This window comes from Kribbella sp. NPDC006257, from assembly GCF_040613535.1.
In the GTDB taxonomy this organism is placed as follows: Bacteria; Actinomycetota; Actinomycetes; order Propionibacteriales; family Kribbellaceae; genus Kribbella.
Genome location: NZ_JBEXSJ010000009.1, coordinates 167,553 through 194,118, shown reverse-complemented (window position 1 = coordinate 194,118; position 26,566 = coordinate 167,553). Strand labels below are relative to the sequence as shown.

Genomic DNA, 26,566 nt, shown 5'->3' with positions numbered 1-26,566 from the left:
CCTTTTGTGGCAGATAAGAAGTCTGATCCCCGCAGAAGGGCAACATCCTCGTGTCCGTGAACCGCCTGCTCCGCGTCGGCACCGTCGCCGTGGCATCCCTCGGCGTCCTTGCTCTGAGCGCCTGTGGCAGTGACCCGGAGCCGTCCGGCTCCTCGAACCCGTCGAGCTCGAACTCGACCTCCACTCCAGGCGGCGACTGCCCGAAGGGCACCCTGAACGCCGAGGGTTCCACGGCGCAGAAGAACGCCATCGAAGAAGTCATTTCCAAGTACAACGAGAAGTGCGCCGACGTCACGGTGAACTACAACCCGACCGGTTCCGGTGCGGGGATCAAGCAGTTCAACGCCAGCCAGGTCGACTTCGCCGGTTCGGACTCCGCGCTGAAGACCGAGGCCGCCGACGGTGGCGAGACCGAGGCGGCCGCCGCGGCCAAGCGCTGCCAGGGCAGCCCGGCGCTGAACCTGCCGATGGTGATCGGCCCGATCACGATCGCCTACAACGTCGACGGCCTGGACAAGTTCGTCCTCGACGGCCCGACCGCCGCCAAGATCTTCCAGGGCACCATCAAGACCTGGAACGACCCGGCGATCGCCAAGCTGAACCCGGGCGCCAAGCTCCCGTCGGCCAACATCTCGGTCTTCTTCCGCTCGGACGAGTCCGGCACCACCGAGAACTTCGCCAAGTACCTGTCGGCCGCCGGTGCGGGCGCCTGGACCGGCAAGCCGGCCAAGAAGTGGACCGGCACGGGTGCCGGTAAGGAGAAGTCGGCCGGTGTGGCCGAGGGTGTCAAGAGCACCAAGAACTCGATCACCTACGTCGAGTGGTCCTACGCGATCGACAACAAGCTCGGCATCGCGCAGATCGACACCGGCGCCGGACCGGTCGAGCTGACCGCCGACTCCGCCGGCAAGGCGCTGGCCGCCGCGAAGCCGGCCGGTTCGGGCAGCGACCTGGCCCTGAAGCTGGACTACGCGACCAAGGCCCCGGGTGCCTACCCGATCATCCTGGTCACCTACGAGGTTGCCTGCAGCAAGGGTCTGACCGCCGAGAAGACCGCACTGGTGAAGAGCTTCCTGAGCTACTTCGTCGGCCCCGACGGCCAGGGCGCACTGACCGAGCTGCACTACGCGCCGCTCCCGGCCGACCTGCAGACCAAGGTCGCCGCAGCCGTCCAGTCGATCAGCTGAACTGAAGATCGCAGTACGTCGTGAGGCGAGCCTCGGCCGGTATCCGCGGCCGGGGCTCTGCCTCGTAAGCCATCGACTCAGGCGCTTGGAGCAGCACCCATGAGTAGTACAGACGGCACGGCACCGCCCGACCGGCCGACCGATCGACCGCCCGGCAAGAAGCTGGACCTGGGCCCGGTCGGACATCTCGGCGACCGGCTGTTCGCCGGGCTCGCCCGCGGTTCCGGCGGACTCGTGGTCCTGATCGTGGCCTTCGTCGGCATCTTCCTGCTGGCGTTGGCGATCCCGGCGCTGGCCGACGACCACAGCAGCTTCCTGTTCTCCCGGATCTGGGAGCCGGGCGGTGTGGTGCCGAAGTTCGGTATCGCGGCGCTCTTCTACACCACCTTGATCAGCTCGGTCATCGCGATGATCATCGCGGTCCCGATCGCGGTCGGGGTGGCGTTGTTCACCACGTACTACGCGCCGAAGCGGCTGGCCGCCCCGGTCGCGCACGCGGTCGACCTGCTGGCCGCGGTCCCCTCGATCATCTACGGCCTGTGGGGCATCTTGTTCTTCGCCCCGATCCTGCGCCCGGTGATCGACGGCCTGGCCGACGCGCTCGGCTGGATACCGCTCTTCAAGAAGCCCGACAGCGCCGACCTCGGCGTCGTGTTCACCGCCTCGGTAGTGCTGGCGATCATGATCCTGCCGGTGGTCACCGCGATCAGCCGGGAGATCTTCGCGCAGACCCCGGTCACGCACCGCGAAGGTGCGCTGGCGCTCGGCGCCACCCGCTGGGAGATGATCCGGATGGCGGTGCTGCCGTACGGGCGCTCCGGGGTGGTCAGCGCCTCGATGCTCGGCCTCGGCCGGGCGCTCGGCGAGACGATCGCCGTGCTGATCATCTTGTCGGTGCCGAACGGCAACGACCCGTGGGACCCGTCGATCTTCGCCGGCGGCGAGACGTTCGCCTCGAAGATCGCCAACAACGCCGCCGAGTTCGACTCGCCGGAGAAGACCGGCGCGTTCATCGCGGCCGGTCTGGTGCTGTTCGTGGTGACCTTCCTGGTCAACTCGGCCGCGCGGATCATCGTCGCCCGCAGCGGACCGGGCGGCACCAAACGCGCCCGCAAGGTCCGCCGGGTCGGCGACGAGACCACCGAAGGAGCGACCCTGTGACCACCACGCTCGCGGCCAACCGGCCGGCGTACGACGGTAAAGCGCTCGACCTGACCGGTAAGTCCGGTGCCCGGGCCTTCAAGAACACCTTGGCCACCGTGCTGATCATCCTGTGCTTCCTGGTCGCCCTGGTTCCGCTGCTGTGGATCCTGTGGACCGTGGTGAGCAAGGGCTATCACCTGCTGCTGGACGCCGGCTGGTGGTCGGAGTCCCAGCGCGGCGTGACCGTACGCCGGGTCGGTGGCGGCGCCTACCACGCGATCATGGGCACGCTGATCATGTCGCTGATGGCCGCGGTCATCGCCGTACCGATCGCCGTTCTCGGCGCGGTCTACCTGGTCGAGTACGGCAAGGGCACCAAGGCCGCCAAGGTGGTCAGCTTCATGATCGACATCCTCACCGGTGTCCCGTCGATCGTCGCGGCGCTGTTCGTCTACGCGGTCTGGATCACCATCCTCGGCTTCAACCGGGTCGGGTTCGCGGTCTCGCTGGCACTCGTGCTGCTGATGCTGCCGGTGGTGCTGCGGTCCACCGAGGAGATGCTGAAACTCGTCCCGGACGAGCTCCGCGAAGCGTCGTACGCGCTCGGCGTACCGAAGTGGAAGACGATCCTCAAGGTCGTCGTGCCGACCGCCTTCGGCGGCATCATCACCGGCGTGATGCTCGGCCTGGCCCGGGTGATGGGTGAGACCGCGCCGCTGCTGATCCTGGTCGGGTACTCCAAGAGCATCAACAACAACCCGTTCGACGGCTTCATGGGCGCCCTGCCCACGATGATCAACCAGGACCGGACCGAGCTGGCCCTGCAGCCGGCCGCGGACCGGGTCTGGGCGGCGGCGCTCACGCTGATCCTGCTGGTCCTCCTGCTCAACATCCTGGCCCGCACCATCGCGCGGTTCAGCACCATCAAGTCCAAATAGTCGAGAGGTTCTGAGTCGCTATGGCGAAACGCATCGAGGTCAGCGGCCTCAACGTCTACTACGGGGACTTCAAGGCCGTCGAAGACGTGTCCATGACGATCGAGCCCCGGTCGGTCACCGCCTTCATCGGCCCGTCGGGCTGCGGCAAGTCCACCTACCTGCGCACGCTGAACCGGATGCACGAAGTCATCCCGGGGGCCCGGGTGGAGGGCAAGGTCGTGCTCGACGAGCAGGACCTGTACGCGCCGGGCATCGACCCGGTCGCCGTCCGCCGGGTGGTCGGCATGGTGTTCCAGCGCCCGAACCCGTTCCCGACCATGTCGATCTTCGACAACGTCGCGTCCGGGCTGAGGCTGAACGGCGTCAAGGACCGGAAGAAACTCACCGAGGTGGTCGAGGCGTCGCTGAAGGGCGCCAACCTCTGGAACGAGGTGAAGGACCGGCTCGACAAGCCCGGCGCCGGCCTGTCCGGTGGTCAGCAGCAGCGGCTGTGCATCGCCCGGGCGATCGCGGTCGAGCCCGAGGTGATCTTGATGGACGAGCCCTGCTCGGCCCTCGACCCGATCTCCACGCTGGCGATCGAGGACCTGATCGAGAAGCTGAAGGACCGGTTCACCGTCGTCATTGTGACCCACAACATGCAGCAGGCGGCCCGGGTCTCCGACCAGACCGCCTTCTTCAACCTGGCCGCGACCGGCAAGCCCGGCCGGCTGATCGAGATGGGACCGACGAAGCAGATCTTCTCCAACCCCAACGAGAAGGCCACCGAGGACTACATCACCGGCCGCTTCGGCTGATTCCGGAACTGCGAAGTCCGGGCAACCTTCGGGTTGCCCGGACTTTTTCGCGTTGCCTGGTAGGGATTTCAGACGCAGAGGGTCCGGGCGAAGTTGACCCGGGCAAGGACATCGGCGACCTGGCTCGGCGAGCCGACCGGCACGTGGGTGTTGTGCGTCCGCGGGCCGTTCTGCACGGTCACCTGGACGAAGCCGGTGGTCTTGCGCTCCTTGATCAGCAGGAAAAGCAGGCCGAGCAGGCAGGCCAGCGCGAAGATGATCGCCAGCACGATCGCGTAGCCGGGGATCTTCTCCTCGGTCCTGGACATGTCCATCGCGGACCAGTTCGCCCCGGTGGTGGCCATCACCCCGGCCGGCGTGACGATCCGGTGCTGCTCGACGGAGATGTCTCCGACAGTGACGAGCACCGCACCGGCAGGCAGCGCCTGCTGGGGCTGGGATTGCGGCTGATAGTGGATCGGTTGCTGGTAGTGCACCGGCTGCTCGTACTGCGGGACTGCGGGCACCTGGTGCGGTGGAACGGCCGGTGGCTGGCCCTGCGGGGGCTCAGGATTGGCCGGAACATCGGAAGTTGGCGGCTCTGTCACCCTCGACACCTTAGTGTTGGCACAGCCCGGCGCGTAACACGTGACCCCAGGGCTGTGGATAAGTAACCTCATTGATTCCTCGACGTTCTGAGAAGGGACCGTGGTGAGCACTCCGACGCCCCCCGGCGACGACCCGACCAACCCCAACCAGCCCCAGGACACTCCGGGCGAGCCGGGGCAGTACGGGCAGCCTGGCCAATACGGTCAGCAGCCGCCGCAGTACGGGCAGCAGGACCCGTACGGTCAGCAGCCGCCGCAGGCGCCGCAGTACGGGCAGCAGCCGCCGCAGTACGGCCAGCAGGACCCGTACGGGCAGCAGCAGCCCGGCTATGGCCAGCAGCCGGGGCAGTACGGCCAGCAGCCCGGCGCCTACCCCGGTCAGCCGGGCGCGTACCCGGGTCAGCCCGCTGGTTACGGCTACGGCGCTCCAGGTGCGCAGCAGAGCAACACCCCGCAGGTGCTGGCGATCATCGGCATCGTCTGCTGGTTCTGCTGCGCCCCCATCTCGATCGGCCTCGGTCTCTTTGCTCAGAGCAAGTACCGTGAGCAAGGCCAGTCCGACACTCTGGCGAAGGTCGCCTGGATCGGCGGCATCGTCTCCTTCATCCTTTGGATCGGCTGGGTCATCCTCAACTACGCCGCCAGCAACTGACAGGCTGAGGCATCGTCGTGGCAGCAGAGACCCGACCGCTCCTGAGCGGTTGTGCCTTAGTTGAGGTTGCGGGCCACGCCGTAGACCACGAGCAGCACGGCCAGGGCCTTGATGGCCAGATTCAGCACCCGCGGGTCGATGGCGATCCGCGGCAGCCTGACCAGCCTGGCCCGCTCGAGTCCCCAGGTCAGCAGTTGGTAGCCGACGGCAACGCCGATCAGCGGTCCGAGCACCAGGACGACGGGGTTGAAGTGCCAGGCGGCGTCCAGATCGCCACGCAGCAGGGCCGCCGCCATCCGGGTCGCCCCGCAGAACGGGCAGTTCAGCCCGGTGGTCGCGTGCAGCAGGCAGGGGATCCCGAGGTGCCGCGAGCCGGAGAGCTGGTAGATCGCGGCCAGGCCGAACCCACCGACTCCGACCGCCGCCATACCGAGCACGTTCTTGCCCACCGGCTCGACCGGACCACTCGGACGGAGTACGACGGGCTGCTGCGTCATAGTCACGCCTCCAAAGGTAACTCCTGAACTCGTGGGATCCAGCAGCGCATTTCGCCCGTCTGAGCGCTAGTCTCCGAACTCAGCATTCTCAGCCCCTCAAACCATGTCAGTAGAAGGGATCGTCGTGAGCACTCCGACGCCGCCGCCGGGCTATGGCCCCCAGGACCCCAACCAGCCAGGTCACTACGGCCAGCAGCCGGGGCAGTACGGCGAGCCTGGGCAGTACGGCGTACCGCAGCAGCCTGGGCAGTACGGACAGGATCCGTACGGCCAGCAGCAGCCGGGTTATGGGCAGCCGCCCGCGCCGCAGTACGGACAGCCTGGGTATGGACAGCCGCCTGCTGCGCAGTACGGGCAGCCCGGTTATCCCCAGCAGTACGGGCAGCCTGGCTACGGTGCGCCGATGGGTGCGCTGGCCGAGTGGCCGGTCCGGGTCGGTGGATCGCTGATCGACTCGGCGATCGTGCTGGTGCCGTATCTCCTCGGTCTTGTTCTCGGCCGGGCCCTCAGCAACTTCTTCCTGCTGTTGTTCGTGCTCGTCGCCCTCGGGCTGGCGATCTGGAACGTCGTGATCAGGCAGGGCGCGACCGGGCAGACGATCGGCAAGACCGTGGTCAAGATCAAGCTCGTCGACGCCGCCACCGGTCAGCCGGTCGGTGCCGGCAAGGCGTTCCTGCGCCAGGTCACCCACGTCGTCGACGGTGCCGCCTGCTACGTGGGCTACCTGTGGCCCCTGTGGGACGAGAAGAAGCAGACCTTCGCCGACAAGATCAACAACACCTACGTCGTAAGGCTTTGATCCCATGACCACCCCTCCTTACGGTCCTCAGGACCAGCCGCAGAACCCTGGCCAGTACGGCCAGCAGCCGGGGCAGTACGGCGTACCGCAGCAGCCTGGACAGTACGGGCAGCCTGGGCAGCCGCAGTACGGGCAGCCTGGGCAACCGCCGTACGGGCATCCGCAGCAGTACGCGCAGCAGGGTTACGCCGGCCAGCCCGGGTTCGGCTACGGAAGTGGCGCTCAGCTGGCTAGCTGGGGCGCTCGTGTCGGCGCTGCATTGCTGGACAGCCTGATCAGCGGCATCCCGATCGCCATCGGCTACGCGGTCTTCATCATCGACATCGCCGCCCAGTCCAACAGCTACTCCGACGGCAGCTACTCGAATGACGGACCGCACGCATACTCCGTCATCCTGCTGATCGTCGGGTTTCTGGCCAGCCTCGGTCTGGGGATCTGGAACCGGGTGTTCCGGCAGGGCAACACCGGGCAGAGCGTGGGCAAGAGCGCGCTGCACATCAAGCTGGTCGACACCCAGTCGTACCAGCCGATCGGGCCCGGCAAGTCTTTCCTGCGGGACTTCCTGAGCGGCATCTTCAACAACGCTTGCTTCCTGAACGTGCTGTGGCCGCTCTGGGACGACCAGAACCAGACCTGGCACGACAAGGTCATGTCGACCTACGTCATCAAGGTCTAGTCATCGTCCTGTCATCTGTTGCTGGACAGAGTGGTCCTCCCGGACTGTGGAGGACCACTCATGACACAACCGCCGTACCAACCGCACCCGCAAGCCCCGTACTACCCGCCACCGCCCCCGCACTACGCGGAAATGCAGTACTACCAACAAGGTCCGCACAGCAGCCCGCCCGAATTGGTGCCGGCCGACTGGTCCGCGCGGGCTACGGCGTCCCTGCTGGACAGCGCGTTCTTCGTCGTCGTCCTGATCTTCTGCTCCGTCGTCCGGGCGATGCTCGACCCGTCGGACGGAGACGCCTCGATCATCGCCATGGCCGCAGTCGTCCTGTTGGCCCTCGTGTGGAACCGCGTCTACTTGCAGTGCACAAGCGGCCAGTCGGTCGGCAAGCGAGTACTGCGGATCCAACTGCTTTCTGAAGAGACCCTCTTGCCACCCGGCGTCGCCAGGACGCTTGGACGCGAACTGCTCGGTTTTGTGCTGAGCAGGATCCCGCTGCTCGGCCTGGTGTGGGGGCTGTCGCCGCTGTTCGACGACAGGAGGCGCGCCTGGCACGACGCCGCTCTGTCCACCATCGTGGTGAAGCGGCCGAAGTACTAGCGCGACAGCACGAGGCCGGCGCAGGCGACGGACCAGAGGACGCTGGTGAAGGTGCCGATGATGAACCGCTCGGCCACGGCTTGCGGCGTCACCGACGCCGGCTGGTCCGGACTCCGCAGTTCGGGGTACCGGGCCAGTCCCTTGATGGCCAGCACGATCGCCAGGCCTTCCGGAAAGCCGGCCACTATCGACGCGTAGATGGCGCCACGCTCGAGCGCACCGATCAGCGCGCCGCCACGCAGTACCTCACCGGCCTTCTGGGTCGACTGGGCTCTCGTGTTGCCTCGGTCGACCAGCGCCAGCACAGAGGTCGTCAGCGGCCCGCCACCGGTGACAGCCAGGCCGCCGGCCAACAGGAGCAGCACGTTCCACCAGCCCTCCCGCCAGCCCGTCACACCGTCGCCGGCCAGCAGGATGATGCCGACCGCCGTGAGGCAGGCCAGCATCAACGCACTGATCACGATCTCGAGAGTGGAACCGGCCTTGAGCACCCAGGCCAGGACAGCGAACACGAAGCCGATCGCTGCCAGGGACAGCACGACTGCCGTCATGCAGCGGCACCACGGTCGAGCAATTCCGCCGCGAGCACCCGGCCGCGCTGCTCCTCGACGACGCCGGCCGCCTGGGCCCGCTGGGTCACCGCGGACTGGCTGATCCCCAGCTTCACGCCGATCTCGCGACGACTGAGGCCCTCGGCGAGCAGGTCGGCCACCGCCCAGCCACGCTCGCTGCGACGCCGCAGTACGGAAGCCATCAGCCAGAGCACGCTCTCCACCTGCTCCGCGTGGTGGGCGTCGGTGCCGACCACGTTGATGTGATGGGGACTCGCCTTGGCCCGGTTGACCGCCTCGCGCGCGTTGACGAACGCGGCACCACTGCCTGCCCTCGTACTGCGCGGCAGCGGGGAGTCCACGTCGCCGATGCCGAGCCCGATGTACCACCGGTCGGCCCGGATCAGGTGGACGATCACGTCGATGGTCGCGCGGGCCTCGGCCAGCACGCCTTGCACTTCGTCGCCTGCCGTCCGCTCGAACTTCCGCAGCAGCCCGATCCGCCGGGGCCGCCGGTTGAGCGTGTTCAGCAGGTCGGGAACCACATCCGATGTCGTTCGGCTGGCTCGCTGATCTACCGTGAGAACGAAGACCACCGCCCTGCACCTCCTTCCCAGCGCATGATTAAGGCTACAGTCTTATTCACGTAGAGTGAAGGAAATAACCTGAATCGGTTCACCCGATCACTCCGTGTGATCGCCCCGCGGACCCACCGATTCCCCTATTTTCCGCTGAAACAGCCCCGTTCCGCGCCCCGACTCACGGCCCACCTTCACTCCGAGTCAGGACATTTCGAGCCCGTTTCCCCTCCGGACCAACAATTCTAGAAAACAAACGACTGACAGTTCAGACTGTTAGTTCCGCACCAGGCATATACGCTCCTGCCCGTTGCCGTACCCCGCGGCCGAGGGGGATTTCGGCCGCGGGGCTCGGCGGGCCGGCTAGTCGATGACGGGGAGGTAGACCTTGGAGTCGTTGGACTTGAAGGTTTCTGACATTTCGGCGAAGCCCGCCTCGATGGCCTCGGTGGAGGTGAGGCCCTTTTCCTCGGCGTACTTGCGGATGTCGGCGGTGATCCGCATCGAGCAGAACTTCGGTCCGCACATCGAGCAGAAGTGGGCCGTCTTCGCGGGCTCGGCCGGCAGCGTCTCGTCGTGGTACGAGCGGGCCGTGTCAGGATCCAGCGAGAGGTTGAACTGGTCCTCCCAGCGGAACTCGAACCTCGCCCGCGACAACGCGTCGTCCCAGTCCTGGGCGCCCGGATGCCCCTTCGCCAGATCGGCCGCGTGGGCAGCGATCTTGTAGGTGATCACGCCCGTCTTCACGTCGTCGCGATCGGGCAGCCCGAGGTGCTCCTTGGGCGTCACGTAACAGAGCATCGCCGTACCGAGCCAGCCGATCTGGGCCGCGCCGATCGCACTGGTGATGTGGTCGTACGCCGGTGCGACATCAGTTGCCAACGGCCCCAATGTGTAGAACGGCGCCTCACCGCAGAGCTCCTCCTCCAGCCGGACGTTCTCCGCGATCTTGTTCATCGGCACGTGTCCCGGACCTTCGATCATCACCTGGACGTCGTGCTCCCAGGCGATCTTGGTCAGCTCGCCGAGAGTCCGCAGCTCGGCGAACTGGGCCGCGTCGTTGGCGTCCGCGATGCACCCCGGACGCAGGCCGTCGCCGAGCGAGAACGTCACGTCGTACCCGCGGAGGATCTCGCAGAGTTCGGCGAAATGCGTGTACAGGAAGGATTCCTGGTGATGTGCGAGGCACCACGCCGCCATGATCGACCCGCCGCGCGAGACGATCCCGGTGATCCGCTGGGCAGTCAGCGGGACATACCTGAGCAGTACGCCGGCATGCACCGTCAGGTAGTCGACGCCCTGCTCGCACTGCTCGATCACGGTGTCGCGATAGACCTCCCAGGACAGCTCGGTCGGGTCGCCCTTCACCTTCTCCAACGCCTGGTAGAGCGGCACGGTCCCGATCGGCACCGGCGAGTTTCGCAGGATCCACTCGCGGGTCTCGTGGATGTTCTTGCCGGTGGACAGATCCATCACGGTGTCGGCGCCCCAGCGCGTCGCCCAGACGAGCTTCTCCACCTCGTCCTCGATCGACGAGGACACCGCCGAGTTGCCGATGTTCGCGTTCACCTTCACCAGGAACTTCTTCCCGATGATCATCGGCTCGGACTCCGGATGCCGGCGGTTCGCCGGGATCACCGCGCGCCCGCGGGCCACCTCATCGCGGACGAAAGAAGGCTCAACCCCTTCCCGTACGGCGATGTAGCGCATCTCCTCGGTGATGGTGCCGGCTCGCGCGTACGCCAGCTGCGTCAGCGGCTCCCGCCCGGCGATCCACTCACGCCGCAGCGCGGGCAGCCCGGCCTGGACGTCGATGCGGGCCTCCCTGTCGGTGTACGGCCCGGACGTGTCGTACAGGTCGAAGTGCTCCCCGTTGGTGAGGTGCACCCGCCTGGCCGGTACGCCGAGTTCCCCGCGATGGATCTTGCTGGACCCCGAGATGGGCCCGGTGGTGACGGTCGGACGAACGGAATGGTCGATCGAGGTCACGATTGTGCTCCCTACGCCGGAATTACCCGGACAGGTTCGGCGGTCGGCGGCGCCGGTTCGCCTCGCCTGCCCGGTGATCCCGGCGCAGCGGTGCGCAGTCCAGCCGCCCTCTCAGCCCGCTACAGCGCGAGCTCCCGCGATATCAATTTGTCCCCGCAACCCTACCCACCAACTGCCTACTGCGTACTGGATCCGTGTGGCGTATCACTGGCAGGCTGGCAGGGCGAGACGGCAGGCACACCACCCTGCTGGCGTACTACGACGTCGCGGGGCAGGTGGTGGAGGCGGAGGTCAGCGATGTCTGCGAGATCCTGGCGAAACGCCGGCCTTCGCCGACAACCAAGAACTGGCCGACCGCCATACCCCTCGCTTCAACACCTTCCTGGCGAGGATCCGCGACCACGTCGCCCCGTACGGCGGCAGCGTTGAACTCGAACCAACCCAAGAGCCGACGGCCTACGACTTCCAGATCGACGCCGAGGGGATCCGGCTGGATGCGCTCCTCGACCCCTCCGGTGCCTAGCGGAACTGACCGGGATCACACTCTGCGGCGGTGTGGCGAGTTGCTGGAACCGGTAGCGTCTTGGCATGCGCGACATCCTGTATCCGCCGGTGATCGGCTTCGCCAAGACCGCCTTCAAGGTGCTCGATCTGAAGTTCCGGATGACCGGCACCGAGAACGTGCCGCGGACCGGCGGCGCGGTGCTCGCGCTGAACCACATCAGCTACGTGGACTTCGTGATCGGCGGGTTCGGCGCGCAGCCGAGCAAGCGGCTGGTCCGGTTCATGGCGAAAGAGGCGCTGTTCCGGAACAAGGTCTCCGGCCCGCTCATGCGGGGTATGCACCACATCCCGGTCGACCGCGAAGCCGGCTCGGCGTCGTACCGGGAGGCCCTGCGGTACCTGGGCGAGGGTGAGATCGTCGGCGTCTTCCCGGAGGCGACGATCAGCCGGTCGTTCGAGCTCAAGGAGTTCAAGTCCGGGACCGTGCGGATGGCCGCGGCGGCCGGCGTACCGATCATCCCGATGGTCCTGTGGGGCACCCAGCGGATGCTCACCAAGGACCATCCGCGGGACTTCTCCCGGCACCAGCGGGTCTCGATCACGGTCGGCGAGCCGATGACCGTGACGCGGGCGGACGACGCGACCGCGGCGACCGAGCAGCTGCACAAGACGATGGCGGGGCTGCTCGAGCGGACGATCCGCGAGTACCACGAGCAGCCGGCCGGCGCCTGGTGGCTGCCCGCGGCGTACGGCGGCGGCGCCCCGACCCCCGAGGAGGCCGACCGGCTGGACGCCGAGGAACTCCGCCTCCGCGCCGAACGCCGCAAGAAGTAGCGCGCCGGCTCGTCCTTCCGCCAAGAGATAAGCCTGTACTACGTGACGCGACACCCCCGTCGCGCTTGGCAACCGATCTCCCGGTGGATCGAAAACTTTCCCGGCGACGTCTTGACCCTGCGGCAACCCCAGGAGTACGAAAGCCTTTTGTTGTCGAAGCAGGAATCTGGGGGGTCCCTCTCGACGCAGGCCGGTCGCCCATGCGCCCGGCCGGCCGTCACGGGCGGGGGAAGGTTTTGTTCGAATTTGACGAAGAGTTGCACCTCTTCGAGCCGGGAACGCTGACGATCCCACCGGATATCGAAGAAGAGATCCCGGACGTCGGCGGGTTCTTCATCGCCTGGGCGACCCAGGACCTGCGCTCGGACCAGGCGCGCGAACTCGAAGCGGCCGTGAACGGGCGCCGTTGCTCCAACGGCTGGTTCCCACTGGAAAGCCTGGACAACATCGGCCGCCGCGGCTTCTGGCGGGGTCCGCTGACCTACCTGGCCCAGATCACCGCCCAGGACCCCGTCCTGGTCCAGAACTGGGCCTCCAACGGCCTCCACGGCGACGACAAGAGCCGAATCAACGCGACCGTGAACCACCTGCTCTTCCAGCAGGGCCACGCGGCAGCAGCCACCTGGGCGATGGCCGTACGCCCCCAGGCCCTCCTCAATCCCACCCTCCTGGGTGAGTCCCTCTACCGCAGCTGGGAAGAGGGCGTCAGCAACCTCCGCACCAAAGACATCGCCAAAGCCGTCCGCCGCTGGAACCGCTAGCAGATCAGCAGAAGTAACAGTGCTTATATAAGTGCTGTTATGGTGGCGGTATGGACGATCCCACCGAGCAGAGTCAGTGGCGGCCGTTGCATGACTTGCTGGCGCGGATGGATGCCGAGATCGGGCAGATCTACAGCGACCGGCAGATCAAGGGCCTGAAGCCGACCTACGTGCGTGAGCTGCTGCAGTTGCACCTGCACGGGCCGATGACCATCACCGAGCTGGCCGAGGCGATCGGCCGGACGCATTCGGCCCTCAGTCAGAAGGTGGCCGCGATGCGCAGCGCCGGGCTGGTCCGGACCGTGCCGGGTGCCGACGCGCGGAGCAAGCGGGTCACGCTGACCGCCAAGTCCAAGAAGCTCGTCGAGTTGCTCGCCGCCGAGTGGCGGGCGACCGAGGCCGCGATCACCGAGCTCGAGGCCGAGTTGCCGTACCCGATGACCCAGGTGGTGCGCGACGTCGAGGCCGCTCTGCAACGGAAGAGCTTCCATCAGCGCATCACCGAGCACCTCGAAGGCGGCGCGGAATGAGGCGCGCGTTCATCGACCTCGGGCCGTTGCGCGTACCGGCGTACCGGCGGCTGTGGATCGGGCAGGTGCTGTCCGGCTTCGGCGGGCAGCTGACGTTCGTCGCGGTGATGTTCCAGGTCTGGGACCAGACCTCGAGCCCGGCCTGGACCGGCGCGGTCGGACTGGCGCAGGCGTTGCCGTTGATCCTGCTCGGGCTGTTCGCCGGCACCCTCGTGGACCGGCTCGACCGGCGGAAGATCTACCTCGTCACCACCTGCGGACAGTTGCTCACCGCAACCGTGATGGCGAGCCAACTGGTGATCGGCCGGGTCCCGGTGGGGGTGCTGCTGGGCCTCGTCGCCGTCCAGGCGTCGTTCGGTGCGACCGCGGGCCCGGTGGCGCGGACGGTCCTGCCGCAGCTGCTGAGCCGCCACCAATTGGCGGCGGGGATCGCGCTGAACCGGATCGGGTTCCAGGGGGCGATGCTGATCGGCCCGGCCCTCGGCGGTCTGATCATCGGCGCCTGGGGTGTCGGCGTGTGCTACCTGATCGACGCGCTGAGTTTCCTCGCCGCCCTGTACGGCGTACTCGGTCTGCCGCGGATGCGGATCGAGTCAACCGCCAAACCGGGGCTCCACGGGGTCTGGGAAGGGTTGACCTTCGTGGTGTCGACGCCGGTGATCCGTGGCGCACTGGTGACAGACCTGGCGGCGACCGTGTTGTCGATGCCGATCAGCCTGTTTCCGGTGATCAACGCGGAGCGGTTCGGCAACAACCCGCGGACGCTGGGATTGTTCCTGACCGCGATCGCCGTCGGCGGGGTGGCCGCATCGCTGTTCTCCGGATCGTTCACCCGGTTGCCGCGGCACGGTGTGGTCATGTTGTGCGGCTCGGCCGGCTGGGGTTGTGCGTTGCTGTTGTTCGCGTTCTCGCCGGTGCCTTGGCTGGCGCTGGTCTGTCTCGCGGTCGCCGGCGCCGCGGACACCATCGCCGTGGTCTCCCGGAGCACGATCGTCCAGCTGCACACGCCGGCCGAGCTACTCGGCCGGGTCAGCGCCGCCGAGCAGATCGTCGGCCAGGCCGGCCCCGACCTCGGCAACCTCCGCGGCGGCGTGGTCGCACAACTCACCTCACCCGTGGCGTCCCTCGCCTCCGGCGCGATCCTCTGCATCGCAGCAGTAGCCGCCGTCGCCGCAAGCACCCCCGGCCTCCGAACTCCTGCCACCCTGATCGACAGCAAATAACACCCCTGATTGGCGACGTTTCAGGCCGGCAGGGTGAGGGTCCAGGAGGAGACGACGCTGTCGACGACGATCAATCCAGGGCCCGGTATCTCGATCTTGCCGCGGAAGGGGGCGTTGGCGAAGGTCAGGCCCGTGTAGTTGTCGCCGACGAACTTGTAGTGCTTCAAGTACGCATAGGACTTCGCTACTGCGAGGTGGGCTGTGGTCCGGCGTCCGGTGTAGCGGAAGACAGCGGTGTGACCGCCGGTGACTGAGCCGTGCAGTTCGGGAAGGCTGCTGGCAGGCCGGTAGCCGAGCTGCCACCTGGCGAATCCGGGCGACCTGATCGAGGGAACGATCTGGACGTGGGTGTACTTGCGCGGTACGACGCAACGGATCCGCTTCCGGCTGAACATTCCCAGGGCCAGTTCCTCGCCGCCCTCCTGATGGTCAGGCGTGTCGATGAGCCCGAACACCTTCAGGTTGCCGAGCGGGCAGTGCAGCTCCAGCACAGTCGGGTCGCCCTCGGGCGCGTGCATCACCGGCACGGTCCCCTTGAACCAGCCACGAAACGGCAACTCGATCTCGTCCACCCGGGAAGTATGTTGCACGAAACGGTCACCCCCGGGCCCAGCAGACTGGGGGTCGGGGGTCAGTGCAATTGGGGGATGATCAGGTAGAGGCCGTAGAGGATGGCGGCTGCGCAGGCGGCGAAGCACAGAGTGGCGACTGCTGTGTCGACAGGGGCGTTGCCCTTCTTCGCCTCTACAGCAACTGCTCGTCGGGACCACGCCGTGACGCCGATCGAGAACAGGACGACGAGGCCGACTCCGAAGAGAAGGCTGGCGAGGGCTACCTGGCCGAGGGCGCTCCAGTCGATGTGCATCTGCGTCTCCTCAGGCGGCCGTGGTGACCGGGGTCGGCGTACCGGGGTATTCGTTGACGTTGTCGGACGTGACCGGCTTCCGCCGTGACGCCGCGTAGATGAAGAGGCCGGCAGCTGCGGCAGCGATCGCGATGATTCCGACGCCGAGGTTCCCCGAGTTCGCGACCCGGCCCGCCAGCGCCCCGACGAGAGCTGCAGCGGGAAGCGTGAAGAGCCACGCCAGCGCCATCCGCCCCGCGACGGTCCAGCGCACCTCCGCGAGCCGCTTCCCGAGCCCCGCACCGAGGATGCTGCCCGAGCAGACCTGTGTGGTCGACAGCGGGAAGCCCAGGTGCGACGAGGCCAGCAGTACGGCGGTCGAACTGCTCTCCGCCGCGAAGCCCTGCGGCGACTCGATCTCGGTCAGCCCCTTGCCCATCGTGCGGATGATCCGCCAGCCGCCCAGGTAAGTCCCGGCCGCGATCGCCAGCCCGGCCGCGAAGATCACCCAGAGCGGCGGCTTCGACCCCGAAGCCAGCGAACCGGACGTGATCAGCACCAGCGTGATGATGCCCATCGTCTTCTGCGCGTCCCCCGTGCCGTGCGCGAGCGAGACCAGCGAGGCGGACGCGATCTGGCCGACCCGGAACCCGTCGTCGACCGTCTTCTTCCGGGCCCGCGCGGTGATCGTGTAGATCAGGTAGGTCCCGATCGTCGCCACCACGCCGGCCACGATCGGCGCGGCGACGGCCGGCACGATGATCTTCTGGACGACGGTGCCGAAGTGCACGGCGCCGCTCCCGGCCGCGATCCAGGTCGCCCCGATCAGCCCGCCGAAGAGCGCGTGCGACGAGGAGCTCGGCAACCCGACGTACCAGGTCAGCAGGTTCCACAGGATCGCGCCGACCAGACCGCCGAAGATGATCGGCACGGTCACCTTCGCATCGTCGACCAGGCCGCTGGAGATGGTCTTGGCGACCTCGGTGGAGACGAACGCGCCGACCAGGTTCAGCACCGCGGACAGCGCGACCGCAACCTTCGGTCTGAGCGCGCCGGTGGCGATGGAGGTGGCCATCGCGTTCGCCGTGTCATGGAACCCGTTGGTGAAGTCGAACACGAGCGCGGTGATGATCACCACGACCACCAGGAACGACAGATCCATCCCGATCACATCCCGGAACTGGGCGGCGTCTTGAGAACGCTCTCGACGCTAAGGGCCGGGGGTTAATTCGAAATGAACTACTCAAAAGCTGAACTGCCCGCACGGCGTACTCTCGGCGCCGGCCGATCACTCCAGGATCAGGTGCGCCAATCCGTAGACCCCTGCCGCGACCAGACCGGCAGCCGGGATGGTCAGCACCCAGGCGGTCACGATCCCCTTCGCGACACCCCAGCGCACGGCGGACAGCCGCTTCGTCGCGCCCGCACCCATCACCGCGGAGGTGATCGTGTGCGTCGTCGACACCGGGGCGTGCAGCCCGATCGCCATCACGTAGAGCACGGTCGCCGCGACCGCCTCGGAGGCGAATCCACGCGCCGGGTCCAGGTGGATGATGCGCCGGCCGAGCGTGCGCATGATCCGCCAGCCGCCGGAGTACGTGCCGAGCGAGATCGCGGTGGCGGCGGCGAACTTGACCCAGATCGGGATTCCGTCGGACTTGTTCACGTGCCCGGTGGTGAGCAGCGCGAGGAACATCACGCCCATCGTCTTCTGCGCGTCCTGCAGGCCGTGGCCCAAAGACATCGCTGCGGCCGACAGGGACTGGGCGAGCCGGAAACCGCGGGTGGTGCGGCCGGGGTTGCTGCGCCGGAAGAGCCAGAGGATCGCCAGCATCAGCAAGAAGGCACCGAGGAATCCGATCGCGGGCGAGAGCACCATCGGGATGACGACCTTGTCCACGATGCCGGACCACAGCACCACGCTGGTCGAGGCGAGCCCGGCGCCGACCAGGCCACCGATCAGCGCGTGCGACGAGGAGCTCGGCAACCCGAAGTACCAGGTGATCAGGTTCCAGGTGATGGCGCCGATCAGGGCGGCGATCACCACGACCAGCCCGTGCCGGCCCGACGGCAGGGTGATCACACCCTTGCCGATCGTCTCGGCCACCTCGGTGCCGAGGAAGGCACCGGCGAAGTTGAAGATCGCCGCCATCAGCAGCGCGACCCGCGGGGTCAGCGCGCGGGTCGAGACCGAGGTCGCGATCGCGTTGGCGGCGTCGTGGAAGCCGTTCGTGTAGTCGAAGGCCAGCGCGATGACGATGACGGCGATGACGAGCGCGAACTCCACGCTCAGCTCTCCTTGACGGCGATCTGTTCGACCGTGTTGGCGACGTGCTCGAAGGCGTCGATGGCGGCCTCCAGCAGGTCGACCACGGTCTTCAGCTTCATCACCGTCAGCGCCTCGTACTCGCCGCTGAACAGCTTGGCGATGATCCGGCGGTGCACCGCGTCACCGGTGTTCTCCAGCCGGTTGATCTCGATCCAGTACTCCGCCAGGTCCTTCATCGTGCGCAGCCGGGGCATCGTCTCGGCGGTCAGCGCGCCCATCCGCTGCAGCACCTCGATCTGCTCGGCGACCTCGGCCGGCAGCTTGTCGAGGTTGAAGAGGTGGACGGCATCGACCGCCTCCTCCATGTAATCCATCACGTCGTCGAGGTCGGAGGCCAGCCGGTAGATGTCCTCCCGGTCGAACGGGGTGACGAAGGTCGAGTTGACGCGGCGGATGATCGAGTGTGTGGTCTCGTCCGCTGCGTGCTCGGCGTCCTTCATCTGGGCGGCGATCTGGTGGCTGGCGGACAGGCCGGATCCGGCCGTACTGCCGAGCAGTTCGGCGAGGATGCGGGATCCGTCGACCAAGTGATTGGCTGACTCGGTGAAAAGGTCGTAGAACGTCGGGTCGTTCGGACGCAGACGTAACGGCACTTCAAGCTCCGGGTGAACGAGGGACAAACCGTGAACATGCTAGGGGCAACGGACCGCTGACGGAGCATCCGCCTCGTCAAGGTACCGCGAGATGATGAACACGTAGACTCAATGCTGCCTGTTCGTGACCAACAAACTTCAGCGAGTGATCACCGCGTAGAGGTCGAACAGGCCCACCAGCAGCACTAGACCGGCCGCGACCCGGAGTACGCGATCTGACCCCAGGCCACCTGGATCGTGACGCAGATGGCGGTAGACGGCACTCACCGTCGCCCAGCAGGACAGGGCCAGGACGGTGACGACGATGCCCAGGCCGAGCCGGATGTCCGACGTACCGATGCCGGAGGACAGCAGCAGGAGGCCGTTCGCGACCAGGCCCAGGGACGTGCGCCGCCAGGCGAGCAGGGTGCGTTCGGGCTGCAGCCCTGGTGGCTGGGTCATCGCAGCAGGCTGAACAGCAGGCCGATCAGGCCGACCGTGGCGATCGTTGCCCCGAGCACCAAAGGGATCCGGGTGACCGGCAGCCGGGCGCCGGTGCGCATCGCGCTGAGGTTCACCTGCCAGCGACGGAACGCGCCGAGCGTGGTGACGATCCCGGCCGTCACCAAGACGATCCCGATCACCCGGCCGGGCCACCGGGCGCCGCCGAGGTTCAGGAACTGGACCGCGGACAAGCCGCCCGCGTAGCAGGCGAGCGACGTCCGCAGGTACGCCAGATAGGTCCGTTCGTTGGCCAGCGTGAACCGGTAGTCAGGCTCCTGCTCCTCCTGGCTCAACTGCAGCTCACCAGACCGTGGTTCTGCTTCAGCGCGAGGACTCGACGGACACTCGCCTGCAGCTGCGCCCCGAACGCCTTGTCCTGTTGGGCTTTCCGGACGAGCGCGTTGATCATCACCGAAGTGAGCGACGCCTTGGCCGTGATCACGATGTCACCACCGACCGCTACGAACCTGGTCGCCCGGTCACCGGCCGGCACCGAAGCCACTTCGGCTGCCGCGCCTACGTCGTCGGTGATGGCCACTCCGGCGTACCGGAGGTCGCCGCGGAGCATGCCCTGGACGATCGTGGAAGAGAACACGGCCCGGTTGTCAGGGTCGATCTTCGTGTACGTCGCGGTGGACACCATCACCAGCTCCGAGCCGGCCTGGATACCCGCTGCGAAGCCGCCCAGGTTCGCATCGCCGCGGACGGTGACGCTGTCGACGACCCCGGAGGAGAAGTCGGTGTTCCCGCGCACGCGGCCGAGTCCGGGGAAGTGCTTGACCGAGGTCGCCACGCCGGCCGCGGCCATCCCCCGGACGAAGGCGGCGGCATGCGGCCCCACGACGCCTGCGCTGCTTCCGAACTCCCGGTCCAACTTGCCGATGGGTTCATTCGTACTACGTTGTGCCGCCGGTACTACGTCTGCCACCGGCGCGAGATCCAGGTTGATCCCCGCCTGCTTGAGCTGGTTGCCCCATTCGGTGGCCCGGCTCGTCAGTTTTGCTGTGGACCAAGTGCCTTGGACTGTGGCGGCCGGGATCCTGTCAAAGCCGGAGCCTTTCAGGCGCTGGATCTGGCCACCTTCCTGGTCTGCTGCTATCAGCGGCCGGATGCCCTTCACGGTGGCAACCGTGCTGGCGGCGGAGGTCGCAGTACGGGTGTGAGGGAGGCTGCCGCCGCTTCCCATCAGCAGGAGACCGCCTGGTTTCTGGGCGCTTGCCACTGATCGCTCTGCTGTGGTCATGCCGCTGGTGCTGATGCCGGTCATGATCAGCTGGGCTGCCTGCTCGCGGAGCGTCAGTGCCTGCAGCTTCTGGTCGACACAGCTGGCAGGCGGGGTCTTGCTGGGTGTCGGGGTCTGGCTTGGTGTTGTTGTTGTCGTTGGGGTCGTCAGGGTCCCTGTGGGTTCGGTCGGCGTGACGGGGGTCGACGGCGGCGTACTGGGACCAGCTGTCGGCGAGCTGTCGCTGCAGGCACTGAGCAGGAGAGCCGTAGCGGCTAGCGCTGAGGTGAGCTTGAGGGCCGCTGCGGCTGACCTGGTCAGCGTGTCTCCCAGATGGCGCTGTCGTACGCGCCGCCGGAATGCCGGGCCAGCGCAGCGCAGATGTCGTGCAGCTGACTGACCTGCTCCTCGGTGAGCGCATCGAAGACGGCCTGCCGGACTGTCTCGACATGGCCGGGCGCGGTCTCCGTGAGCTTCTGCCTGCCCTCGTCGGTGAGGATGGCCACCTGACCGCGCCGGTCCGACTCGATCCCCTCCCGGCGTACCCAGCCGACCTTCTCCAGCCGGTTCACCGCGTGCGACAGCCGGCTCCGCGAACCCAGGGTGGAGACGGCGAGCTCACTCATCCGCAGCCGGCCACCACTGGCTTCAGCGAGGCGGACGAGGATCTCGAAGTACGTGTGTGGCATGCCGGCGTCACGTTGCAACTGCTGCTCGATCCGGCTGTTCACCACCCGCTGGGCTGCGATGAACGCTCGCCAGGCTTGCTGCTCTTTGTCATCCAGCCACCGCGGTTCCGCCATGACCGCAGCGTAGCCAGAAGGACGGCGATCGCGCAGACGACCATGCCGAGCGCGGCCAGTCCACCGACCGTCTCGTCGAAGAGGAGGAAGGCGAAGACCATCGTGGTCGGCGGTACGAGGTACATGAGGATGCTGATCCTGGTGGCGCCGGACAGTCGCAGGTTGACCAGGTACTGGCCCCAGCCGCCGCCCGTAGCGAGAACGACCAGCCACAGGGTGGCGCCGTAGAAGGCGGCTTCGCGCGGGACTGTCAGCTGCCCGGTCACTGCGGTCACCGAGACGAAGAGAACGGCACTGACGAGCGTCTGGAGACAGAGAGAGTTCAGAAGGCCCACTGTCGGCTTGCGGTGCCTCTCGAAGACAGTGCCGACTACTAGGCCGAGCAGACCGCCGATGGGGAGCAGGAAGAGCACAGCATTTTCTGCTGTGAGGTCATCAGCCACGACCATGCCGACTCCGACGACACCCAGGAGCAGGCCGATCGATTGGCGAGCCGTGACGCGCTCTCCCAGCAGCGGACCGGCGACTGTGGCGATCAGGATCGGCTGGAGCGAGCCGATCAGGGCCGTGACACCCGCTGTGATGCCGTGGTCGATGCCGATGAAGATCAGGCCGAGGTAGATGAACTGGCAGCAGACCGCCATCACGAGCTGTGTGACCAGGTCCTTCCTGCTGACCCTTGGCCTACGGATCAGGAGCACGGCCGCCGCGATGCTGCCGGCCAGCAGGTAGCGCCAGGCGAGCAGGTTGAAGGCCGAGCTGTACTCCGTTCCCCAGCGTGCACCGATGAAGCCGCAGCTCCAGAACACGACGAAGCCGGTGGCCGCGAGGAACGGGATCGCGCGGGGACCGGCGGTTCGGCGTACGGGCGTGGGTTCCAGTGTTTGGGCGGTCATAGAACTGAGGTAACCACACCGGTCGGTATACTGTCAGTATGCTTCTCACCGATCGCGGCTCGCTCGAGGCGAGACCGCTCACTCCGGCGGGCGAACGGATCCTGACCGCGGCGTCGACGTTGTTCTACGCGCGCGGCATCCGGACGGTCGGCGTCGATGCGATCGCCGATGCGGCAGAGGTGACCAAGAAGACCTTGTACGACCGGTTCGGCTCCAAGGACAACCTGATCGCGGCGTACCTGGAGGAGCGGAACCGGGTCTGGCACCTGTTCCTGGACGAACAGTTGGCGGCGCGTGCGCCGGGGACGCCCGAAGAGGTGATCCTGGCGCTGTTCGCTGCGCTCACCGATTGGATGGCGGAGTCGCGGCGCGGTTGTGGGTTCATCAACGCCAGCGTGGAGCTGGCCGCTCCGGATCATCCGGCGATGCCGGTGATCGTGGCGCAGAAGCAGTGGATGCGGGCGGAGTTCCTGGCGCAGGCGGAGCTCGCGGGCTTCCGTAGTACGGAGGAATTGGCAGACCGGTTGTTGTTACTGCACGAGGGCGCGTTGGTGAGCTACCGGGTGGCAGCGATGGAGAATGCGCCAGAGGTTGCCGGTCGGGCTGCTGCGGATCTGCTGGCGAGTTGGCCGCGTATGTCCTAGGTGTTGCGCTTGGCCACTGTGAGGCCCACCAAGCGGGAGACGACCATCGCGACGTAGCCGAGGCCTGCGAGTTGCTCGATCATCACTACTGACCTGGCCCACGAGGTGATCGGGACGATGTCACTGAGACCTGTACTGGAAAGCGTGGTGAAGCTCAGGAAGAGCAGCTCCATCCAGGTGCGGTCAGCTGTCGGGTTGACCGCGGCAGTGAAGCTCTGCGGTACCAGTGCCTGCACGAAGACGAACAGGTAGGCGAAACCCCAAGCTACCAAGGTGAAAGTGGCACCTGTCGCGTAGAGCTCGTCCACGCTGACGTCGTGGTCGGACAGCATGTAGCGGAGCAAGCTGTAGGCCGCGTAGAAGTAGAAGGCGGCGTGCAGCACTGCGGAGACGGGCTCGACCACATCTGTCGGGCGAAACGCGTCGATCAGGGACAGCACTACAGCAGGTATTCCCAGGCAGATGCTGATCCAGGTCAGACCGGGTGACGACCGCACCGAGAAGACAGCCAGCGTCAGTACGACGATGCCCAGGATCTCGAACGCCACCCGGCCACCGCGGGATCCTTCCATCGCCGGATAGACGAGTACGCCGAGCAGCTGGACGATGAGCAGGACCGCCGACGGGTTCCGCTTCGCAGTGCTCAACAGACTCACTCTTGAGCCTCCCGCGAGGCGACGATGGCCTGCCGCTTCGCCAACCGATGACTGCGACGGATCCCGGCCTCGCGCAGCCGCCGGCGATCCTCGTCGGTCTCCGGCACCACCTGCGGGACGGTGCGGGGCTTGCCCTCGGCATCGACCGCCACGAACACCAGGTACGCCGTGGCGACGTGCACCTGCGGACCGACGGAGTCCCAGCGATCCGCGGTGATCCGGACGCCGATCTCCATCGAGCTGCGGCCGGTCCAGTTGACCTGGGCGTTGAAGTGCACCACGTCGCCGACCCGGACCGGGACCAGGAAGACCATCTCGTCCATCGACGCCGTCACGGCCGGACCACCCGAATGCCGGGCCGCGACCACGCCCGCGACCGAGTCGACCAGCGTCATCACCACCCCACCGTGCACGGTCCCGAGCAGGTTCGTCTCGTTCTGCGCGGTGATGTGCGACACCGCCAACCGGGTGGCGGAAGGCGAACGGGAGGCCGGTGTCTCGGTCATCGGATCCATTCCTGCGACTGTGCGGGTGGGGCGGACGCAGGATATCCGTGAGTTGTCCACAGGCCTGGAATTGCCGGCTCGTCCAGGGTGCCTCGACTCGTACTTTCTCTGTCGAGGAGGTGGACATCATGACCACCCAGCACAACGTCCCCACGTCCGACGACTACGACCACCTGCTGAGCCCACTGACGCCGACCGAGGCCGACCACCTGGTCCGGCTGGCGATGACGGCGCTCGCCGACCACGGCGTGCTCACCTGCTACCTCCACGACGAGGGAACCCTCCTCGTCACCTCCGCCACGGACTCCGGCCTCGGCATCGAGGGCGCGGTCTTCGGCCTGACCAACCTCGCCCGGACCATCTCGGCGGAGCCCTCGCAGCAGTGGCGCCCGCTGGTCGAGCATCATTTCGACTGCCTGCTGGCCCGCGTCGAGCGCCCGCCCGGCGCACCGCCGGACCCGGAGCGCGAGCTGTATCTCCGGCTGATCGCGCGCGCCAGCGTTCCGGGGGAGCTGAGCGCCGGCATCCCGGAGTTCCTGCCCGGCCTGATCGCTGTCCCCGCCAGCAACCAGAACGGCACCTACGCACTGCATTTCCAGCCCGAGTCCTTCGGCCTGACCTGGACCGAGGCGCACCGGATCGCCTTGACCAACCTCAACCAGTTCACCGACACGGTCAGCATCGTCGAACGCGACGGCGTCGAGCTCGCCGTCCTCGGCGACTCCAGCTGGGCCGCCTCGCGGGCCCTCGTCCTCGACACCGTCCTGCGCGAGTCCCTCCAAGTGGAGAACCCTCGGTACGGCGTACTCGTGGCCCTCCCCGCTCGCCATCTCCTGGTGATCCATGTGATCCGCGACCTGGCGGTCCTTCCGGCCCTCAGCGCGATGCTCCACCTGACCCACGAGGCCTTCGAATCGGCACCGGGCCCGCTGACCCGCTCGATCTACCTCGTCGACCAGTCCGGCTGGCACCCGGCGACCACCTCACCGGCCGACCACCCGCTACGCCATCACCTGGCCCCGCACTTCCGTTCTCTTACCCAGACCCTGGCAGGCCTCGAATGACAACTGTCCTCACAGCTGCCCGCTGCGGTGGGAAGGTCCTGTCGTCACAGCTGCCCGTTGCGGTGGGAAGGTCCTGTCGTCACAGCTGCCCGTTGCGGTGGGAAGGTCGGGGCATGGATGACACAGGAGCAGGCGTGCGAGAGCTCTTCAGGCAGGCGGCGGATCATGCGGCCGACTATCGCGAGTCGGTGGGCGAGCGTCGGGCCGGGGCCGCGAAGACCTTCGCCGAGATGCGGGTGGACTTCCAGCGTCCGCTCGGATCGGCGGGACGACCGGCCGGCGAGATCGTCGACGAGTTGGTCCGGATCGCCGACGGCGGGCTCGTCTCGACCACCGGTCCGCGGTACTTCGGCTTCGTCGTCGGCGGCGCCCTGCCTGCGGCGACGGCAGCGGAGATTTTGGCGGCCGGCTGGGACCAGAATGCTTGGAGCAGCGTGCTCTCACCGACCGCGGCTGCCGCCGAACAGGTGGCCGGCGGTTGGCTCAAAGAGCTGCTGGGACTCCCGGCCGGCGCTTCGGCCGGATTCGTCACCGGAGCTCAGGCAGCGAACACGGTCGGCATGGCCGCCGCTCGCAACCATGTCCTCGCCCGGGCCGGCTGGAACGTCGAAGCCGACGGGCTGAATGGAGCGCCTCGCGTCCGCATCCTCGCCGGCGAGGAACGGCATGCCACGGTCGATCGCTCCCTGCGCCTGTTGGGATTCGGCTCGATCTCGCTGGAACTCGTCAAGACTGCGGCCAATGGAGCGATCGACCTCGACGACCTACGCACCCGGTTGGCCGGCAACCAAGATCCACTGATCGTCTGCCTGCAAGCGGGAAACGTGAACACGGGCGCAACAGATCCTCTGCGCGACGCCTGCGAAATCATCCGCCGGCATTCCCCGGAGGCGAGTTGGGTGCACGTGGATGGGGCGTTCGGTTTGTGGGCCGCGGTCAGTCCGTCGTTGCGGCATCAGGTGGATGGGCTCGAGCTTGCGGATTCATGGGGATGCGATGGGCACAAGTGGCTCAACCTGCCGTACGACAGCGGTTTCATCTTCACCGCACATCCGGAGGCTCATCTGGCAGCGCTCGTCTACAGCGCGTCGTACCTGCTGAAGTCGGCCAACCAGGAGCCGGGTGACTTTGCACTCGAATCGTCGCGACGGGCTCGCGGCCTCGCGGTCTGGGCTTGGCTGCAACAACTCGGTCGCGACGGGGCGACCGAGGTAGTGGATCGCTGCTGCGCATTGGCCCGGCGATTCGCCGAACAGCTGCAGGCGGCCGGCTGCGCGATCGGCAACGAGGTGGTGCTCAACCAGGTCCTGGTGTCGTTCGGCTCCGACACCGAGACCGACCGTGTGATCACTGAAGTCCAGAACGCCGGCGTCTGCTGGATGGGCGGCACAACCTGGCGAGGCCGCCGTTATATGCGCATCTCGGTCTCCAACCACCTGACCACAGAACACGACATCGACCTCGCCACCACCTCGATCCTCGAATCCCGATCAAGTCAGTAGCCATGAGCAACTAACACGCGAACGGACGCACGACTGGGCGACGCCCCGGCAGAGGTAGCGTCGCCCAATCAGTTCAGAACCCAGCGGCAGGATGAACAGCACCGTGCTGAGACCGCCGAACGTGCTCGGTCGCGGTTCGACAATCCCGCGCCAATCGGATCCCACCTTGTCGGCGGCGACC

33 protein-coding genes and 1 riboswitch are annotated in these 26,566 nt (G+C 67.0%); of the genes, 16 read left to right on the top strand and 17 right to left on the bottom strand.

Annotated features, from left to right (window positions below; genetic code table 11):
• Window positions 1-56 precede the first annotated feature (56 nt).
• The 4 genes from pstS to pstB all read left to right on the top strand — a co-directional run bounded on the left by pstS (window position 57) and on the right by pstB (window position 4,065).
• Window positions 57-1,187 carry a phosphate ABC transporter substrate-binding protein PstS gene (gene pstS, locus ABZ004_RS13970; RefSeq protein ID WP_355680203.1) on the top strand — a complete coding sequence of 377 codons (1,131 nt, stop codon included), beginning with the start codon at window positions 57-59 and terminating at the stop codon, window positions 1,185-1,187.
• Between the two features lie 99 nt (window positions 1,188-1,286).
• On the top strand, window positions 1,287-2,348 hold the full coding sequence (gene pstC / locus ABZ004_RS13965) for a phosphate ABC transporter permease subunit PstC (RefSeq protein WP_355680202.1): 1,062 nt from the start codon (window positions 1,287-1,289) through the stop codon (window positions 2,346-2,348).
• Window positions 2,345-3,268 carry a phosphate ABC transporter permease PstA gene (gene pstA, locus ABZ004_RS13960; RefSeq protein ID WP_355680201.1) on the top strand — a complete coding sequence of 308 codons (924 nt, stop codon included), beginning with the start codon at window positions 2,345-2,347 and terminating at the stop codon, window positions 3,266-3,268. The genes pstC and pstA overlap by 4 nt, the downstream gene beginning before the upstream one ends.
• A 20-nt stretch (window positions 3,269-3,288) precedes the next feature.
• Window positions 3,289-4,065, top strand: coding sequence for a phosphate ABC transporter ATP-binding protein PstB (gene pstB, locus ABZ004_RS13955; RefSeq protein WP_355680200.1), 777 nt, complete (start codon window positions 3,289-3,291; stop codon window positions 4,063-4,065).
• Between the two features lie 68 nt (window positions 4,066-4,133).
• Here pstB and ABZ004_RS13950 read toward each other — a convergent pair whose 3' ends face one another.
• Window positions 4,134-4,652 (bottom strand): hypothetical protein, encoded by a 519-nt coding sequence (locus ABZ004_RS13950; RefSeq protein ID WP_355680199.1) that lies wholly within the window; start codon window positions 4,650-4,652, stop codon window positions 4,134-4,136.
• A gap of 103 nt (window positions 4,653-4,755) precedes the next feature.
• Between ABZ004_RS13950 and ABZ004_RS13945 the strand changes: the two genes are divergently transcribed.
• Window positions 4,756-5,304, top strand: a complete 549-nt coding sequence (locus tag ABZ004_RS13945; protein ID WP_355680198.1) for a hypothetical protein — start codon at window positions 4,756-4,758, stop codon at window positions 5,302-5,304.
• Window positions 5,305-5,360: 56 nt separating this feature from the next.
• Here ABZ004_RS13945 and ABZ004_RS13940 read toward each other — a convergent pair whose 3' ends face one another.
• Window positions 5,361-5,801, bottom strand: a complete 441-nt coding sequence (locus ABZ004_RS13940) for a DUF2752 domain-containing protein (RefSeq protein WP_355680264.1) — start codon at window positions 5,799-5,801, stop codon at window positions 5,361-5,363.
• 124 nt (window positions 5,802-5,925) lie between these two features.
• On the opposite strand from ABZ004_RS13940, the gene ABZ004_RS13935 reads away from it, so the two are divergent.
• From ABZ004_RS13935 to ABZ004_RS13925, 3 genes are read left to right on the top strand one after another with little or no spacing between them, the layout of a single operon-like run.
• Window positions 5,926-6,600: an RDD family protein gene (locus ABZ004_RS13935; RefSeq protein ID WP_355680197.1), complete on the top strand. Its 675-nt coding sequence runs from the start codon at window positions 5,926-5,928 to the stop codon at window positions 6,598-6,600.
• Between the two features lie 4 nt (window positions 6,601-6,604).
• Entirely contained in the window at window positions 6,605-7,276 is a 672-nt protein-coding gene (locus ABZ004_RS13930; RefSeq protein ID WP_355680196.1) for an RDD family protein, read from the top strand.
• Between the two features lie 60 nt (window positions 7,277-7,336).
• The gene (locus ABZ004_RS13925) at window positions 7,337-7,873 is read left to right on the top strand and encodes an RDD family protein (RefSeq protein WP_355680195.1); all 537 of its coding nucleotides are present in this window, start codon (window positions 7,337-7,339) and stop codon (window positions 7,871-7,873) included.
• On the opposite strand, the gene ABZ004_RS13920 is transcribed toward ABZ004_RS13925, so the two are convergent.
• From ABZ004_RS13920 to thiC, 3 genes are all read right to left on the bottom strand, one after another.
• The gene (locus ABZ004_RS13920) at window positions 7,870-8,424 is read right to left on the bottom strand and encodes a hypothetical protein (protein WP_355680194.1); all 555 of its coding nucleotides are present in this window, start codon (window positions 8,422-8,424) and stop codon (window positions 7,870-7,872) included. The two genes, ABZ004_RS13925 and ABZ004_RS13920, sit on opposite strands and share 4 nt — an antisense overlap.
• Window positions 8,421-9,020, bottom strand: a complete 600-nt coding sequence (locus tag ABZ004_RS13915; protein ID WP_355680193.1) for a transposase — start codon at window positions 9,018-9,020, stop codon at window positions 8,421-8,423. The genes ABZ004_RS13920 and ABZ004_RS13915 overlap by 4 nt, the downstream gene beginning before the upstream one ends.
• Before the next feature lie 345 nt (window positions 9,021-9,365).
• Window positions 9,366-10,991 (bottom strand): phosphomethylpyrimidine synthase ThiC, encoded by a 1,626-nt coding sequence (gene thiC, locus ABZ004_RS13910; RefSeq protein ID WP_355680192.1) that lies wholly within the window; start codon window positions 10,989-10,991, stop codon window positions 9,366-9,368.
• A riboswitch (TPP riboswitch) is annotated at window positions 10,982-11,139 on the bottom strand. Its footprint overlaps the gene before it by 10 nt.
• A gap of 48 nt (window positions 11,140-11,187) precedes the next feature.
• Between thiC and ABZ004_RS13905 the strand changes: the two genes are divergently transcribed.
• From ABZ004_RS13905 to ABZ004_RS13885, 5 genes are all read left to right on the top strand, one after another.
• Window positions 11,188-11,514 carry a hypothetical protein gene (locus ABZ004_RS13905; RefSeq protein ID WP_355680191.1) on the top strand — a complete coding sequence of 109 codons (327 nt, stop codon included), beginning with the start codon at window positions 11,188-11,190 and terminating at the stop codon, window positions 11,512-11,514.
• 65 nt (window positions 11,515-11,579) lie between these two features.
• Window positions 11,580-12,329 carry a lysophospholipid acyltransferase family protein gene (locus tag ABZ004_RS13900; RefSeq protein ID WP_355680190.1) on the top strand — a complete coding sequence of 250 codons (750 nt, stop codon included), beginning with the start codon at window positions 11,580-11,582 and terminating at the stop codon, window positions 12,327-12,329.
• A 236-nt stretch (window positions 12,330-12,565) separates the two neighbouring features.
• Window positions 12,566-13,090 carry a hypothetical protein gene (locus ABZ004_RS13895; protein ID WP_355680189.1) on the top strand — a complete coding sequence of 175 codons (525 nt, stop codon included), beginning with the start codon at window positions 12,566-12,568 and terminating at the stop codon, window positions 13,088-13,090.
• Between the two features lie 50 nt (window positions 13,091-13,140).
• Complete coding sequence (locus ABZ004_RS13890) at window positions 13,141-13,620, top strand: MarR family transcriptional regulator (RefSeq protein ID WP_355680188.1); 480 nt, start codon at window positions 13,141-13,143, stop codon at window positions 13,618-13,620.
• Complete coding sequence (locus ABZ004_RS13885; protein WP_355680187.1) at window positions 13,617-14,843, top strand: MFS transporter; 1,227 nt, start codon at window positions 13,617-13,619, stop codon at window positions 14,841-14,843. Before ABZ004_RS13890 ends, ABZ004_RS13885 begins: the two co-directional genes overlap by 4 nt.
• 20 nt (window positions 14,844-14,863) lie before the next feature.
• On the opposite strand, the gene ABZ004_RS13880 is transcribed toward ABZ004_RS13885, so the two are convergent.
• From ABZ004_RS13880 to ABZ004_RS13835, 10 genes are all read right to left on the bottom strand, one after another.
• Window positions 14,864-15,415, bottom strand: a complete 552-nt coding sequence (locus ABZ004_RS13880; RefSeq protein ID WP_355680186.1) for a hypothetical protein — start codon at window positions 15,413-15,415, stop codon at window positions 14,864-14,866.
• A gap of 59 nt (window positions 15,416-15,474) precedes the next feature.
• On the bottom strand, window positions 15,475-15,708 hold the full coding sequence (locus ABZ004_RS13875; protein ID WP_355680185.1) for a hypothetical protein: 234 nt from the start codon (window positions 15,706-15,708) through the stop codon (window positions 15,475-15,477).
• 10 nt (window positions 15,709-15,718) lie between these two features.
• A complete protein-coding gene (locus tag ABZ004_RS13870; RefSeq protein WP_355680184.1) occupies window positions 15,719-16,849 on the bottom strand; it encodes an inorganic phosphate transporter in 1,131 nt (376 codons plus the stop codon).
• A gap of 126 nt (window positions 16,850-16,975) precedes the next feature.
• Entirely contained in the window at window positions 16,976-17,974 is a 999-nt protein-coding gene (locus ABZ004_RS13865; RefSeq protein ID WP_355680183.1) for an inorganic phosphate transporter, read from the bottom strand.
• 2 nt (window positions 17,975-17,976) lie between these two features.
• Window positions 17,977-18,609, bottom strand: a complete 633-nt coding sequence (locus tag ABZ004_RS13860; RefSeq protein WP_355680182.1) for a DUF47 family protein — start codon at window positions 18,607-18,609, stop codon at window positions 17,977-17,979.
• A gap of 138 nt (window positions 18,610-18,747) precedes the next feature.
• Window positions 18,748-19,050, bottom strand: a complete 303-nt coding sequence (locus ABZ004_RS13855; RefSeq protein WP_355680181.1) for a DUF202 domain-containing protein — start codon at window positions 19,048-19,050, stop codon at window positions 18,748-18,750.
• Window positions 19,047-19,385, bottom strand: coding sequence for a DUF202 domain-containing protein (locus tag ABZ004_RS13850; protein ID WP_355680180.1), 339 nt, complete (start codon window positions 19,383-19,385; stop codon window positions 19,047-19,049). Before ABZ004_RS13850 ends, ABZ004_RS13855 begins: the two co-directional genes overlap by 4 nt.
• Window positions 19,382-20,392: a glycoside hydrolase family 3 N-terminal domain-containing protein gene (locus ABZ004_RS13845; RefSeq protein WP_355680263.1), complete on the bottom strand. Its 1,011-nt coding sequence runs from the start codon at window positions 20,390-20,392 to the stop codon at window positions 19,382-19,384. Before ABZ004_RS13845 ends, ABZ004_RS13850 begins: the two co-directional genes overlap by 4 nt.
• A 239-nt stretch (window positions 20,393-20,631) precedes the next feature.
• Window positions 20,632-21,117 (bottom strand): MarR family transcriptional regulator, encoded by a 486-nt coding sequence (locus tag ABZ004_RS13840; RefSeq protein ID WP_355680179.1) that lies wholly within the window; start codon window positions 21,115-21,117, stop codon window positions 20,632-20,634.
• Window positions 21,042-22,013: a DMT family transporter gene (locus ABZ004_RS13835; protein WP_355680178.1), complete on the bottom strand. Its 972-nt coding sequence runs from the start codon at window positions 22,011-22,013 to the stop codon at window positions 21,042-21,044. The genes ABZ004_RS13840 and ABZ004_RS13835 overlap by 76 nt, the downstream gene beginning before the upstream one ends.
• Window positions 22,014-22,051: 38 nt before the next feature.
• On the opposite strand from ABZ004_RS13835, the gene ABZ004_RS13830 reads away from it, so the two are divergent.
• Window positions 22,052-22,657 carry a helix-turn-helix domain-containing protein gene (locus ABZ004_RS13830; protein ID WP_355680177.1) on the top strand — a complete coding sequence of 202 codons (606 nt, stop codon included), beginning with the start codon at window positions 22,052-22,054 and terminating at the stop codon, window positions 22,655-22,657.
• Here ABZ004_RS13830 and ABZ004_RS13825 read toward each other — a convergent pair.
• Window positions 22,654-23,313 (bottom strand): potassium channel family protein, encoded by a 660-nt coding sequence (locus tag ABZ004_RS13825; RefSeq protein WP_355680176.1) that lies wholly within the window; start codon window positions 23,311-23,313, stop codon window positions 22,654-22,656. The genes ABZ004_RS13830 and ABZ004_RS13825 overlap by 4 nt on opposite strands.
• Window positions 23,310-23,819 (bottom strand): acyl-CoA thioesterase, encoded by a 510-nt coding sequence (locus tag ABZ004_RS13820; protein WP_355680175.1) that lies wholly within the window; start codon window positions 23,817-23,819, stop codon window positions 23,310-23,312. The genes ABZ004_RS13825 and ABZ004_RS13820 overlap by 4 nt, the downstream gene beginning before the upstream one ends.
• A gap of 128 nt (window positions 23,820-23,947) precedes the next feature.
• Here ABZ004_RS13820 and ABZ004_RS13815 point away from each other — a divergent pair, with 128 nt between their 5' ends.
• Window positions 23,948-24,883 carry a hypothetical protein gene (locus ABZ004_RS13815; protein ID WP_355680174.1) on the top strand — a complete coding sequence of 312 codons (936 nt, stop codon included), beginning with the start codon at window positions 23,948-23,950 and terminating at the stop codon, window positions 24,881-24,883.
• Between the two features lie 113 nt (window positions 24,884-24,996).
• The gene (locus ABZ004_RS13810; protein WP_355680173.1) at window positions 24,997-26,385 is read left to right on the top strand and encodes a pyridoxal-dependent decarboxylase; all 1,389 of its coding nucleotides are present in this window, start codon (window positions 24,997-24,999) and stop codon (window positions 26,383-26,385) included.
• Window positions 26,386-26,566 lie beyond the last annotated feature (181 nt).